The 14284-nt window shown below is 73.8% G+C and carries 4 protein-coding genes; 2 read left to right on the top strand and 2 right to left on the bottom strand.

Translation table 11 applies throughout. The features are described from left to right. Positions 1 to 31 precede the first annotated feature (31 nt). Both ACLVWQ_RS16035 and ACLVWQ_RS16030 read right to left on the bottom strand, forming a co-directional pair. Complete coding sequence (locus ACLVWQ_RS16035) at positions 32 to 6685, bottom strand: thioester reductase domain-containing protein (protein WP_414109362.1); 6654 nt, start codon at positions 6683 to 6685, stop codon at positions 32 to 34. Next, entirely contained in the window at positions 6682 to 12636 is a 5955-nt protein-coding gene (locus ACLVWQ_RS16030; RefSeq protein WP_414109361.1) for a type I polyketide synthase, read from the bottom strand. Before ACLVWQ_RS16030 ends, ACLVWQ_RS16035 begins: the two co-directional genes overlap by 4 nt. 535 nt (positions 12637 to 13171) lie before the next feature. On the opposite strand from ACLVWQ_RS16030, the gene ACLVWQ_RS16025 reads away from it, so the two are divergent. After that, on the top strand, positions 13172 to 13930 hold the full coding sequence (locus ACLVWQ_RS16025) for a thioesterase II family protein (RefSeq protein WP_414109360.1): 759 nt from the start codon (positions 13172 to 13174) through the stop codon (positions 13928 to 13930). Between the two features lie 75 nt (positions 13931 to 14005). Continuing rightward, on the top strand, positions 14006 to 14281 hold the full coding sequence (locus tag ACLVWQ_RS16020) for an acyl carrier protein (protein WP_414109359.1): 276 nt from the start codon (positions 14006 to 14008) through the stop codon (positions 14279 to 14281). Positions 14282 to 14284: the final 3 nt, after the last annotated feature.

The raw sequence follows: 14284 nt of genomic DNA, 5'->3' as shown, positions 1-14284 counted from the left end.
GAACCGTCCGTGCCGACGGACGCGGCACGGATCAGACGGCCGACGGATTCCGGTCCGCGCCGCGCGAGGCGGGCAAGTACCCCGTCCGGGTCATCCAGTCGAAGTACAGGGACAGCAGGGCCTCGTCGAGCGGCGGGCAGCCGATGCCCGTCCCGGCGAGCATCTCCTCGGTGCCGGCGGCGTCGTAGTCGATGGCTTCCTCACCGCCGACCACGAACTCCTCGACGACCGTCATCACGGGGTGCAGTTCGTTGTCGTGGACCGCGTAGGAGTCCTGGAGCGCCCGCCACCACTCCTCCACCGGCACGGTGGCGAACTCCCAGCCGTGCCCGGCCATCGCCGCCAGCAACTCCGCGAAGGTCGCCTTGCGCCGATTGACCAGGTGGTAGGTGCGGCCGAAGTCGTGCGTCCCGCGGGAGATCCGCACCAGCGCGGAGGTGACGTAGTCGACCGGGGTCATCTCGATCTCCAGGTCGAGATCGGGGGCGAGCCCCAACTGCACACACCCCTTGATCACCCGTGTCGTGAAGTGGGTGGTCAGGCATGCCCCGGTACGCGAGTCGCCCAGCACTCGGCCCGGCCGGTACACGTCGACCGGGATGCCGCGCTCCTGCGCCTGGCGGACCAGGAGTTCGGCCGCCCACTTGGTCTGGACGTAGCCCGTCACCAGCTTGCCCGCACCCATGATGTCGTCGTTCTCCCCGACGACGGTCCGACCGTCGGAGGGGATGCCCCAGATCCCGTACGTCGACACGTACGACACCGGTGTCTGCTCCGGCCCGCGGCAGGCCAGCCGCAGGACCTCCTGAGTGCCGCCGACGTTGGCCGGACTCAACTGGTCGTAGGTGTAGGAGAAGTTGACCCAGGCCCCGTTGTGGTAGATCGCGTCCAGGGTGCCGGCGAGGCGGTCGAACTCCGCCTCGTCGAGACCGAGCAGCGGTTCCGCCAGGTCACCCGGCACGACCGTGATCCGCTCCTGCTCGTCCGCCCGCCACGGCAGGTACTTCTCGCTGTTCTGCCGGATCCGCCGCAGCCCCTCCTCCGGAGTGTCGCAGCGCACCAGACAGTGCACGGCGGCACCGGTGGTGGCCAGCAGTTCGTCGAGGAGGTAGGCGCCGAGGAAGCCGGTGGCTCCGGTGAGCAGGACGTGCCCCGGGTCCTGATGACGGTCGCCGGCGCGGCCGGCCGGCACGATGACCGGATCGAGTTCGGTGTGCGCCGCGATCATCGCCGGTCGCGTCATGTCCGCCGCGTCCGCGGAGGACTCCTGGCCGCCCGCACCACCGCCCAGCTCGCCGTCGAGCAGCCGGACCCAGTCCTCCAGCGTGGTCCGCTCGAAGAACTGACCCGGGCGCACCCCGACCCCCAGGTCGGCCTTGCAGCGCTTGACGACCTCCATGACCATCAGGGAGTCCAGGCCGTGGGACATCACGTCCGCCTCGGGCGACATCGCCTCCGGCGGCAGCGCCAGCACCTGGCCGAGCACCCCCTGCACATAGGCGGTCAGCAGCGCCGTACGCCCCGCCGCGTCGGCCCCGGCGAGCTCCTCCACCACTGCCGCCGGTGTGCCGCCGCCGGTGTCCTCGGCGATCTCGACGGTACGCAGCACGGGCCGGTCGGCGCGGGCCTCCATCACCGTCTTGTACATCGACCAGTCGGCCGCGCACACGACGGCCTGCGGTGCCTTCCCGGCGAGCAGGGCGTCCAGGAGCCTGAGGCACTGCGGCGCGGACAGGGTGCGCAGCCCGGTGGAAGTGAGGAATTCGAGCACGTCCGTGCCGAAGAGGTCGGAGGCCAGTTCCCACGGGCCCCAGCTGACGGTCAGCGCGGTCAGGCCCTGGGCGCGCCGGTGTTCGGCCAGCGCGTCGAGGAAGGAGTTGGCGGCGGCGTAGCTGGTGAGGTGCTGCGATCCCCAGGTCGCGGCGATCGAGGAGAACCCGAGGAAGAAGTCGAGTTTCAGGCCCTCGGTCAGTTGGTGGAGCAGCCAGCCGCCCACCACCTTGGGGCGCCACACCGCGTCGTAGTCACGCGGATCGGCCACCGGGATGTCCTTGAGGTACTGCGGTACGGAGGTGCCGGCCGCGTGCACCACCCCGCGCAGGGGCATGATTCCGGCCGCCAGCCCCTGCATCGTCGGCAGCATGTCCTCGACGCTGCACACGTCGGCCGCGACGACGTCGACCAGCACCCCTGTCGCCTCCAGTTCGCCGACGAAGTCCACGCGTGCGCGGACGGCGGGTTCGAGGCCGGGGTCGTTCCACTCGGTGCGGGGCGGCAGCGGTGTACGTCCGAGCAGGACCACTTTGCCCGCGCCGTACTGGGCGAGCCGGTGGGCCACCGACCGGCCGATGCCGCCGAACGCACCGGTGATCAGGTAGGTGCCGCCGCGGTCGATACGCGGCCTGCGGCGCAGTTGCCTCGCGGTGTGCGGGAATCCGACGAGCCGGGCGACCCGGCGTCCCCCGGTGCGCAGCGCCTGCTGGTCCTCGGCGGCCGTGTCGGCAAGGGCCGCGGTCAGCGCCGCCGCCTCCGCGTCGGCGTCCGTCGCATCGGGGTCCAGGTCGACGGCTCCCGCCCAGTGCTCGTGGTGTTCCAGGGCGACGACGCGGCCGAGCCCCCACAGTGTCCCGGCGAACGGCGAGGTGACTCCTTGCTCCGGCACCGCGGCCACGGCACCCCGGGTGACGAGACTCAACCCGGTGCGGGTGCACGCGGGCCGGGTCAGCAGTGCCTGCACCAGTGCGACGGCGGCCAGTTCGGTGCGGTCCCGGAAATCGGTCAGTGCCTCGGGTTCCGCGTTGTCCGGCCCGGGAGCGTCCAGGCCGGTCAGCAGGACGACCCGGTGGGGTGTCACGTCCTCGGGGAGAGCGGCCAGCCAGCCGTCCAGGTCCGCCGAGCCGTCCTCGGTCTCCTGCACGCGGCAGTGGGCGCCGCGTGCACCCAGCGCTCCGGCCAGACGTGGTGCGACACCGGTCCGGTCGGCGACGAGCAGCCATCCCTCACCGGACAGGTCCGGGTCCGCCGACGGGGCCGTCGGCTGCCATTCGATGCGGCTCAGCAACTCGTCCGGGTGGCGCCAGGGTGCGGCGGCGGGCGCGGCCGACGTCTCGGTGACCACCCGGAGTTCACGGATGCCGCCGAGGTACCCGCCGTCCGCGCCGAAGAGGTCGACGGTGCCGCTGACCGTGTCGGCGTCGTGGCGGCCGTCGGCGACGGCACGGACGTACCGCACGCGTTCCAGCAGTTGGGCGGAGGCCTCGGTCACGCTGCACGCGTAGCCGGCCTCCCCGAGACCGGCGTCCCAGGAGAGCGCCGCGACAGCCGCGTCCATCACCTGCACGGCGTGATCGGTGGTGTCGCCGTCGCGCGGGGAGAGCGCCACGAGGACACCGGCGCCGCCGCGGTGCGCCGAGGTGACCGCGCCGACCAGGGCCGAGGACAGCGAGGAGGTCGCGTAGCTGAGTTCGTCGCCGTATCCGGGATGGGGAAGCGCCGGGGCCTCGGACGTCCTGCCCAGCTGCCCGGTGCCCGTCCGGCGCCGCAGCAGCGCCCGCGAGTGCGAGGTCCAGGGCGCACCGGCTGCCTCCTCGGCCGGGGACTGGCTGAGGATTTCCACGATCGCGTGGTCGTCCGCGCCCGCGGTGACGGTGATCTGCAGGATCCGTCCGTCGTGGTTCATGGGGATGCGGCGCAGCACGTCGAGCTTCTCGACGCAGGCCCACGCCCCGCCGAGCGCGTCCGCGGCCGCCGTCAGGATCACACGGGCCATCGACCCGACGGGCAGGAAGCAGAAGCCGTCCGACCCCGTGCGCGCGTAGCGTTCCCAGTCGGTGTCGTCCAGTGGGAGCTCGTAGGTCGGTACGGCGCTGCGCAGCCGCCTGCCGATCCCCGGCAGCTCACTGCCGGTCCGGGCGGGCGGGGTCTGCCGCCGGGGCTCGTACCAGTAGCGCTCACCTCGCCACGGCGTGACGGGCAGGGGCACGCGCCGGGGAGCGTGTCCGGTGCCCTCCGAGCGCACGGCCGCCCAGTCGACAGTGTCACCGCGCAGATGCAGCAGGCCGAGCGCGCGCCGGACCGCGGTGCGGTCGTCGGGTGCCCCGGCCCGCGGCCGGTACAGGGAGGGCAGCCACAGACAGTGCCCGTCCAGGCCGGCGCGTTCTCCGATGCCGCTGAGCACCGGGGCGGGACCGATCTCCAGGAAGGTGCGTACGCCGCTGCCGTGCAGGGACTTGAGTCCGTCGTGGAAGCGGACGGTACCGGCGGCGTGGCGTACCCAGTGGTCGGGGTCCGCGTCCTCCTCGGTCCAGGGACGACCGGTGTGGTCGGAGATCAGGGGCAGGGTGGGCGCGTGGTGGGTGAGCGACCGGGCGACCGCGCGGAAGTCGTCCATCATCGGCGCGAGCAACGGGGAGTGGAAGGCGTGCGACACGGTCAGTGGTGTGCTGCGCGCTCCCCCGCGACGCAGCTGTGCGGTCACGGCGTCGACGTCGCCCGCGGCACCCGAGACGACCACCTCCGAGGGGCCGTTGACCACGGCGAGCGACACCGTGCCGGCGCGGTCCGCGAGCGCGGCGCGGGCGGTGGCCTCGTCGCAGTCGACGGCGGCCATGGCACCGCCGGGCGGCAGTGCGGCCATGAGCGCGGCGCGGGCCGCCACGAGGCGCACGGCGTCGGGCAGGTCGAGGACTCCGGCGACGCAGGCCGCGACGATCCCTCCGATGCTGTGGCCGAGGAGCCCGCCGGGTGTGAGCCCCCAGGACTGCCACATCCGGGCGAGGGCGTACTCGACGGCGAACAGGGCCGGCTGGGTGTAGCGGGTGTCGTCGACCGGCGAGCTCTGTCCGTCCCCGGGCCAGACGACGGCGGCCAGCGGCCGGTCCGTGTGCTGGTCGAAGAGGGCGGCGGCCTCGTCGAAGGGGGCGCGGAAGGCGGGTTCGTCCGCCAGGCCCCTGGCCATGCCCGTGTACTGGGCGCCCTGCCCGGTGAACAGCCAGGCCGTCCTGCGGTGCTTGTGGGCCGGCAGGACCGTGGTCGCGGCCGGGGCCGGCCGCTCGCCGCTCGCGAACGCGTCGAGGGTGTCGGCGAGGTCGGCGGCGCCGTAGCCGGTGACGGCGAGTCCGTGGCGTTGCCGGGACCGGCCCGTCTGAGTGGTCCAGCACGCGTCGAGGAGCGGGACGCCGGGGGCGGCGCGCAGATGGCGGGCGTAGCGGCCGGCCAGTTCGGCGAGGGCTTCACCGGAGTGCGCGGACAGGGTCAGCACTCCGGGCCCGTAGTCGGGCTCGCTGTCGGACGTCGCCGGCGCGGCGCTGAGCACGCAGTGCGCGTTGGTTCCGCTCGCGCCGAAGCCGCTGACCCCACCGGTCCGGGGCCGGCCGTCGACGGCGTCCCAGGAGCCACCGTCCCGGGTGACCTCGATGTTCAGCAGGTTCCAGTCGACGTGGGGATTGGGTTCGTCGAAGTGCAGGTGCGGCGGGATCCGGCCGTGTTGCAGCGCGAGGACGACCTTCAGTACGCCCGCGATGCCGGCCGCCGACTCCAGATGGCCGATGTTCGTCTTGATCGATCCCACCCGCAGGGGTGTGTCCTCGGGCCTGTGTCGTCCGATCACGGCCTGCAGGGCGCGTAGTTCGATGGGGTCGCCGAGCGCCGTTCCGGTGCCGTGGGCCTCCACGTAGTCCATGTCGCCGGGGTCGATGCCCGCCTGTTCCAGAGCGGCCCGCACGACCTGCTGCTGGGCCGCGGGATTGGGCACGGTGAGCCCGCTGCTGCGGCCGTCGTGGTTGACGGCCGAGCCGCGCACCAGCGCGAGCACGGTGTCGCCGTCGCGCTGCGCCTCGGAGAGTCGTTTGAGGACCACGATCCCGGCGCCCTCGCCGCGTACGTATCCGTCGGCGCTCGCGTCGAACGTCTTGCAGCGACCGTCCGGCGACAGCGCGCCGAACTTGCTCATCAGCACGAAGCCGTACGGGGCGAGCATCAGGTTCACGCCGCCCGCCAGTGCCATGTCGCACTCTCCGGTGCGCAGCGCCTGGCAGGCTTCGTGCAGTGCCACCAGGGAGGACGAGCAGGTCGTGTCGATCACCTTGCTGGGCCCCTGGAGGCCGAGGGTGTACGAGAGTCGGCCGGCGACGAAGCTGGGCTCACCCACGAGCTGGTAGGCGTCCACGTCCCGGATGTCGCCCTCGCTCTGCCGCAGCCGTACGTAGTCGGTGGTGGACACTCCGAGGTAGACGCCGGTGGCGCTGCCGGACAGCCGGTCGGGCGCGTATCCGGCCCGTTCCAGTGCCTCCCAGCCGACCTCCAGCACGAGCCGCTGCTGGGGGTCCATGCCGAGGGCCTCGCGCGGGGAGATGCCGAACACGGCCGGCTCGAAGAGGTCGACGCGCTCGTCGAGAAAGCCGCCACGGACGGTGTACGCCTTGCCCGGCTGCTCCGGGTCGGGGTCGAGCAGGGCGTGCGCGTCGCCGCGGTCGGCGGGAAAGTCCCGGATGGTGTCGGTGCCGTCGCACAGCATCCGCCACAGCTCCTCCGGGCTGTCCGCCCCGCCCGGCAGGCGGCAGCCGAGCCCGATGACGGCTATCGGCTCGTCGAGCCGCCCGGCACGGTTCTTCGCGAGCCGGTCCTGGAGTTTCTCGATGGTCCGGACGGCCTCCACGAGGCGTGCGCGGTAGTCCGGGGTCGTCATGATCGGTCTCCCTCGGTGAACAGGGCTTCGGAGGACGCCAGGGCGTCGTCGAGACGGCTCAGCAGGGATGCGTCGTCGAGGTCCTCGGGGTCTGCGGGGTCCTCGGGCCGGGCGGCCTCCTGCGACGGCTCGGTGAGGACCTCGTCGAGGACGAAGTGGGCGAAGGACAGGACGTCGGGGCATTCGAACAGGACGGTGCCGGGCAGGTCGACGCCCAGCGTCTCCTCGGTCCGCCGCTTGAACTCCTGGGAAAGGACCGAGTCCATGCCCAGGTCGAAGAAGCCCTGGTCGGGTGCGATGTCGGCATCCTCGCCGAGCACCTTGGCGGCGAGATCGAGGAGCACGTCGACGAGTTGGGCCTCCCGGCGGTCCGGCGGCGTGGCCGACAGTCGCGCCGCGAGGCCGCCGGTGGGCCCGGGTTCGGGCGCCGTCAGCCGGGCCGCCGGTTCGACGGTGTGGGCCCCGTCCACCCAGTACGGCTTGCGCTGCCAGGGGTACGTGGGCAGTGGTACGGGCCGGTGCGGGCCCGGCACCAGGCGGTCCCAGTCGACGGGCACGCCGTGCGCGTGCAGGGCGGCGGCCGTCTCCAGCAACTGCACCGGGCCCGCGTACGCCTTCTCGACTCCGCTGGCCTGCCGCACGAGCGGGGCGGTGAGCAGCAGCGGAGTCTCCGCTCCGGGCTCGGCCGCCGCGTGCAGGGCGGCGTCCAGCATGCGAATGGCGCGGCTGCCGGTGCCGACGTCGAGCAGCACGTCGACGCCTGCCTCGGCGACCTCCCCGGCCAGTTCGGCCCAGCCGGCCGCGGCCGAGTGGCGTGGCAGCTCAGGGCCCACTGCGGGCCGGGGGACGGGTTCTTCGGCCACGAGCAGCCGCGCGGCCCGCGCGAGGGTGAGGTCGCCCGCGACCACGCCGGCCGCGTACTCACCGAGGTCCCAGGCGGCGATCGCGCCGGGTGTCACGCCGAGCGCCCGCCACAGGGCGGTCATCGCCAGGTGCCCGGCGAACACCTCGCCCGGATCCGGGGTGCCTTCGCGCGCCGGCCCGGTGTCCCCCCGCTCGGCTCTCACCGCGGCGCGCGCCTCGGTGAGAGCCGCCCGGTAGGCGGCCGTGCCCTTCGCGTCGCCGGCCAGCAGTTCCCCGGCCGGAGTCGGATCGGCGGGCGTCCTGCCGTAGACGAACATCACCCGCGCCTGCGGCCGGGCGCGCACCGGGCGGGCCCGGTCCAGTGCCCGCACGAGTTCGTCGCGGGTGCCTCCGACAGCCGTGAGCCGGTGGTCGAGGTGAGCCCGGCGGGCACCCGACGTCCAGCACAGGTCGGCGAGTTCACGGTCGTCGGCATCGAGGACCCGTCGGCGCAGCCGGTCCGCGGCGGCGGTCAGGGCCTCGGGGGTCGCGGCGGACACGGTGAGGACGTACGGCCTGGTCGTCGCGGGAGCGGGAGCCGGAACGGGAGCGGGCTCCGGCCGGGGCGCCTCCTCCACCAGGACGTGGGCGTTGGTCCCGGTGAAGCCGAACGCGCTGACCCCCGCGACACGGGGCCGCTCACCGCGCGGCCAGGGCACCGGCCGGCCGGTCACCTCGATCGGCAGCCGCTCCCAGTCGACCTGGCGGGTCGGCGTGTCCAGGTGCAGCTGACCCGGGATGCGGTCCCGGCCCAGCGCCAGCACCGTCTTGATCAGACCGGTGACCCCGGCGGCGGCCTCCAGGTGTCCGACGTTGGTCTTCACCGAGCCGACCAGGAGCGGCCGGTCCGCGGGCCGGCCGCCGCCCAGCGCTCCGGCCAGCGCGCGGAGTTCGACGGCGTCGCCGAGCCGGGTCCCGGTGCCGTGCGCCTCCACGTACGACACGTCTCCCGGGGCGATCCCGGCCTGCTCCAGGGCCGTGCGGATGACCTCTTCCTGCGCCGCCCCGCTGGGCACCGTGAATCCGCCGCTGGCTCCGTCCTGGTTGACGGCGCTGCCGCGGAGGACCGCGTAGACGCGGTCGCCGTCGCGCACCGCCTCGGAGAGGCGCTTGAGGACGACCACGCCCGCGCCCTCACCCCGGCCGTAGCCGTCGGCGGAGTCGTCGAACGTCTTGCACCGGCCGTCAGGGGCGAGGGCTCCCGCCGCGCCCATCGACAGGAAGACCGTCGGGGTCGCCATGACGTTCACGCCCCCCGCCAGCGCGACCCGGCTCTCCCCCGCGCGCAGGCTCTGGCAGGCCAGGTGCACGGCGGTGAGGGAGGACGAGCAGGCGGTGTCGACGGCGATACTCGGGCCGCGCGTTCCCAGGAAGTACGACAGCCTTCCCGCTGTGGCGCTGAAGGCGTTGCCGGTGCCGTAGTAGAGGTCGACGTCCGTCCGACGGCGGGTCACCAGCTGCTGGTAGTCGGTGGTGTTGAGCCCGACGAACACCCCGGTGGGGGTGCCGCTCAGCCGGTCCGCGGGAAGTCCCGCGTCCTCCAGTGCCTCCCAGGCGACTTCCAGGAACAGCCGCTGCTGCGGGTCCATGGTCCGTGCCTCGCGGGGCGCGATCCGGAAGAAGGCGTTGTCGAACCCGTCGACCTCGTCGAGGAAGGCCCCGCGCCGGGGCCCGTCGTCCGCCGAGTCGGTGTCCCAGCGTGCCGTGGGCACCTCACCGGTCGTGTCGGTCCCCGCCTCCAGCAACCGCCAGAAGCCGTCGGGCCCGGTCACGCCGCCGGGCAGTCGGCAGCCGATGCCGATGACGGCGACGGGCTCGATGCCCGTGGCCGGCACGGTGCCGTTCGGGCTGTTCCGGCTGTTCCGCTCGGCGGGCTTCGAGGCGTCCGGGTCGGCCGCCCCGGACCTGACGGCGTCGGCGGCGGAGGCGGGTGGGACCGCCGAGCCTGCGGGCTCCTGCGGCAACAGGGGCAGCACGTGGTCGGTGAAGGCGTCGAGAGTGCCGCAGGCCAGTGCGTCCGCGCCGTCCACCGGGACGTTCAGGGTCCGGGCGACACGGCCGGCGAACTCCACCACGGAGAGTGAGTCGACACCCAGCTCGAACAGGCCGCGGTCGCGCGGGAGCCGCTTGTGCGGACCGTGACCGAGGACCCCGGCCAGCGTGTCGTGCAGGACGGAGGCCACCTGTTCGCGGTCGCGGACGGCCGGCCGCGGTGCGGGCAAGGGGTCCGGGACCGGTTCCGGAACCGTCCGCGGCACCCGCTGCGGCTCGGTGGCCGAAGGGTCCACAGGGGAGGGGAGGCCGCCGGCCAAGGACCGGGTGCCGCCCGCGAAGTCGGCGATCACCTCACCGCTCGCGTCGACCAGCCGGACCTCCGCCCGCACACCGTCCAGGTCCGACGCGCCACCCTGTTGGCCGCGCGCCACACCCTCCAGCCAGTGCCGCTCGTCCGCCCAGCGGTGGGGCGGCAGGGTCACCGGCGCTACCGGCGTACCACCGTGCACCGCCGCCCAGTCGACGAGCACACCGGCCTCGTGGAGTCGGGCCCGGGAGCGTGCGAGCGCGCCGGGGCCGTCCTGGCCCCGGCACAAGGACGACACGACCGGACCCGTGCGGCCGCGGTGGGACAGGGCGCTCCGGAGGGGGCGGGCCAGGACGGGGTGGGCCCCCAGTTCGACGAACGCCGTGTCGGCCTCGGCCAGCAGGGCGTCGACGACCGGCCACAGCCGCACCGGCTCGCGAACGTTGGCGCTCCAGTAGGCCGCGTCGAGCGGCCCGGGGCTGCCCGGCACGGCGGTCGACAGGAAGGGGATCGTGGGCTCCGCCGGGACCAGGTCCCGCATGAGGTCCGCGAGTTCGTCGGCGTACGGCTGCATCAGCGGGGAGTGGAAGGCGTGGTCGACCGGGAGTTCCACCACGTTCGCCCCGGTGCCTGCGAGTTCCCGCACCGCCTCGTGCAGGGGGCCCACCGGCCCGGCGACGACCACCGATTCCGGCCCGTTCTCGGTGGCCACGCACACCTGGGGATGGCGGGCCGCGAGCCATGCCCGCACCTGCTCGGCACCGCGCTCGACATGGGCCATGCGGCCGGTGCCCGCGGCCCGGTGCATCAGGCGTCCGCGGTGCGTCACCAGCCGTACCGCGTCGGCGAGCGGCAGTGCGCCGCTGATGTGCGCGGCGGCGACCTCGCCCATGCTGTGGCCGACGACCGCGTCGGGGCGTACGCCCCACGACTGCCAGAGTCGGGCCAGGGCGACCTGGACGGCGAACAGGACGGGCTGCGCGATGTCGGTGGCCCGCACCCGCGCCGGGTCGGGGTCGCGCAGGACGTCGTGCAGCGACCAGCCGGCGTCCGCTCGCAGCAGTTCCGCACAGGCGTCCAAGGTCTCCCGGACCACCGGTTCGTTCCGCGCCAGGTCCAGTCCCATGAGCGGCCACTGGGAGCCCTGGCCGGAGAAGACGTGGACGACACGCGGCGGCGGGTCCGCGGCCCGGACCCCCTCGGCGGCGTCGAGCGCGGCCGCGAGTCCGGCGGCGTCGTCGCCGACCGCGGCGACACGGTGGCGCAGATGGGTGCGGCGAAGGGCGGACGCCGCCGCGAGCGGACCGACGGGCCCGGCCGGCCCGGAGAGCCTGGCACGGTAGTCGGCGGCCAGCAGGCGCAGCCCGTCGGCGGTGGACGCGGAGACGAGCACGGTGTAGGGCGGGCCGCCCGGGTCGGGCACCGGTTGCGGAACGCCGGTCAGTACCACGTGCGCGTTCGTGCCGGACAGTCCGAAGGCGCTGACGCCCGCGGTCGGCGCCGCGCCCGCGCCGGGGAGCGGGACGGTGTCGACCGGTACCCGCGTCCCGGAGGCCGCCCAGTCGATCATCGGTGCCGGCCGGTCGTGGTGGATCTGGCCGGGTACCGTGCGGTGTCGCAGCACGAGCAGCGTCTTGAGCAGTCCGGCGATCCCGGCCGCGGAGTCCATGTGGCCGAAGTGCGCCTTGTGGGAACCCACGAGCAGCGGCTGTCCGGCGGGCCGGGTACGTCCGAACACCTCGGCCAGCGCGGCGATCTCCAGCGGGTCCCCCAGCGGAGTGCCCGTGCCGTGCGCCTCCACGTACGCGAGTTCGCCGGGCCCGACCCCGGCGGACTCCAGCGCACGGCGCAGCAGGTCCTGCTGGGCCAGGGTGTTCGGTGCCGTGAGGCCGGCGCTGCGGCCGTCCTGGTTGACGGCGCTGCCGCGGATCAGGCCGTGGACGCGGTCGTGGTCGCGCACGGCGTCGGCGTACCGCTTCAGCACGACGATCCCGCACCCCTCGCCCCGTACGATCCCGTCGGCGGCGGCGTCGAACGGCCGGCATCGGCCGGTGGGCGACAGCGCCCGCACCTTGCTCATGAAGACCGTGAGTTCGGGGGCGACGATCACATTGACACCGCCGGCCAGGGCGGTGTCCACCTCGCCGGCGCGCAGCGCCTGGCAGGCGAGGTGGACGGCGACGAGCGAGGACGAGCAGGCGGTGTTGACGGCCATCGCGGGCCCGTGCAGGCCGAAGGTGTACGCGATCCGCCCCGCGGCGAAGCTGAACTCCTTGCCGGTGGCGTAGTACGGGTCGACGGCGCCGATGCCGGAGGTCCGGGAGTGCAGCAGCAGGTAGTCGGAGGCGAGGATGCCCACATGGACGCCGGTCCGGCTGCCGTGCCAGTCCTCGCGCGGCACTCCGGCGTCCTCCATGGCCTCCGAGCACACCTCGAGGAGCAGCCGCTGCTGCGGGTCCATGCCGCGCGCCTCACGGGGGGAGATGCCGAAGAACTCGGCGTCGAACCGGTCGATGTCGGCGAGGAAGCCGCCCTCGCGGGAGTAGGTGGTGCCGGGTGTGCGCCGGTCCACGTGGTGAAAGGCGTCGCCCCACCGGTCGGCCGGCACCGGGGTGATGACGTCCACTCCGTCGATCAGCACCCGCCACAGCCCGTCCAGGTCGCGCACGCCGCCGGGAAAGCGGCATCCGACCCCGACGACGGCGATGTCGTCGGGGCGAGGCTCGTACTGCCGGTTCTCAGCCATCGACCGCCACCTCCCTCTGCGCCCTGCGCCGGACCCGGGACGGTGTGCTGCGCCTCGTCGCACGGGCCCGCCGCACCCGGCCCGGCCGGTTCCTCCGCTCCGCGGCGGCCTGCGGACCGTCCGCCGCGCCGTCGCTGCCGCGGGCGTCGCGACTCCCCCCGCCGGACGCCGTTCCCCGGTGCGGTGTCGTCCGTTCCGCTGTCCGCTCCACCATCCGGTCGTGCGCCGTCCCGGAGGTGGTCCCCCCTGCAGGTCCGCTCACCGTGGCACCCCCTTCTCCCTCGCGTACGGGCTCGCGTACGGGCGAGTAGGACGGTAGGCAGGCGCGCTCAAGAGGACCTTGAGAGGCGGATGGAGCGGGCCGCGGAGCGTCGCCGGCGAGGAGGCCGGGCAGCCGCCGGTGCCGCACGGTGTGCGCCGGAGGAGACCCGTCCCGCCTCGGGCGCCTGTCGACGTCGGCTCTAGCGGCTCCTGCTGCGATGCCGCCGGTGATCCCGCCCACGGGATCCGCGCGACCACGGAAGGAAGCACCGCGGTGAACTCCGACCCCGCCCTCACCCTCTTCTGTCTGCCGCACGCGGGCGGCAGCGCACATCCGTACGCCCGGCTCGCGACCGGCCTCCCCGGACACGTCTGCGTCGTCCCTCTGGAACTCCCCGGTCACGGCACCCGGGTCCGTGAACCCCTGCTGCGCGACCTCACCGCGCTCACCGCGGAAACGCTGCGGCTCGTCGGTGACCGCAGGCACCGGCCCTACGCCCTGCTCGGTCACAGCTTCGGCGCCCTCCTGGGATACGAGGCCGCCCGTGCCCTGGACCGCCTCGGCACCCCGCCGGCCCTGCTGCTGGTGTCCGGCCGCAACGGTCCCACCGAGCCGCTCTCCCACCGCCCCTTCCACCACCTGCCCGACGACGGTTTCGTCCGCGGTCTGACACGGATCGGCGGCATGCCCGAGACGCTGCTCGCCGAGCCGGAACTGCTGCGCTTCTACCTTCCGGCGATCCGGGCCGACCTGCGGGTCCTGGAGTCCTACACGCACGCCCCCGGACCCCGGCTCGACGTACCTCTCGCCGCCTTCGCCGGCCGGACGGACCTGCTGACCCAGCCGGCCGCCATGGCCTCCTGGGCACAGGTCACCGACGGGGTCTTCGACCTCACGGTCGTGCCCGGCGGCCACTTCTTCCTCCAGGAGCCGGAGTTCAGGGCGGCGCTGGCGAGCCGGCTCGCCCGATCGGCCGAGGGGCGGCGGGAGTCGCCCGCCCTTCTCGCACCAGCCCGAGCGGGAGCCGAGTGAGTCTCCACCGACGGCCTCCAGCATCACCGACTGCGTGGCTCTCACCACGTCGTACCCCGACACCCAGGAGGACCAGTGGCGGCGCTGTCCCACGAAGAGATCCGTCGCAGGATCAGCGAGTACATCGAGCAGCAGTTCCTCGGCGAGAGCGAGGTGTCGGAGCTCACCGACGACACCCCGCTGCTGGAGTGGAGCGTCCTGACCTCCATGAACACGTCGTTGCTGCTCTCCTTCATCAGGACCGGGCTCGGGGTGGTGGTGCCCCCGACCCACATCACCGGCCGCAACTTCGCCACCGTCACGGCCATCACCGACATGGTCCACGGACTGACCCGGCAGCCCGCCGTCTGAACC

The sequence above is a fragment of the Streptomyces sp. CWNU-52B genome (assembly GCF_047444975.1).
Lineage (GTDB): Bacteria > Actinomycetota > Actinomycetes > Streptomycetales > Streptomycetaceae > Streptomyces.
This window is presented reverse-complemented; position numbering and strand designations above follow the sequence as displayed.

Bases quoted from the DNA above. Each gene is read 5' to 3' on its own strand.
- ACLVWQ_RS16035 (WP_414109362.1), bottom strand. From the start codon at position 6,685: ATGACGACCCCGGACTACCGCGCACGCCTCGTGGAGGCCGTCCGGACC.
- ACLVWQ_RS16030 (WP_414109361.1), bottom strand. From the start codon at position 12,636: ATGGCTGAGAACCGGCAGTACGAGCCTCGCCCCGACGACATCGCCGTC.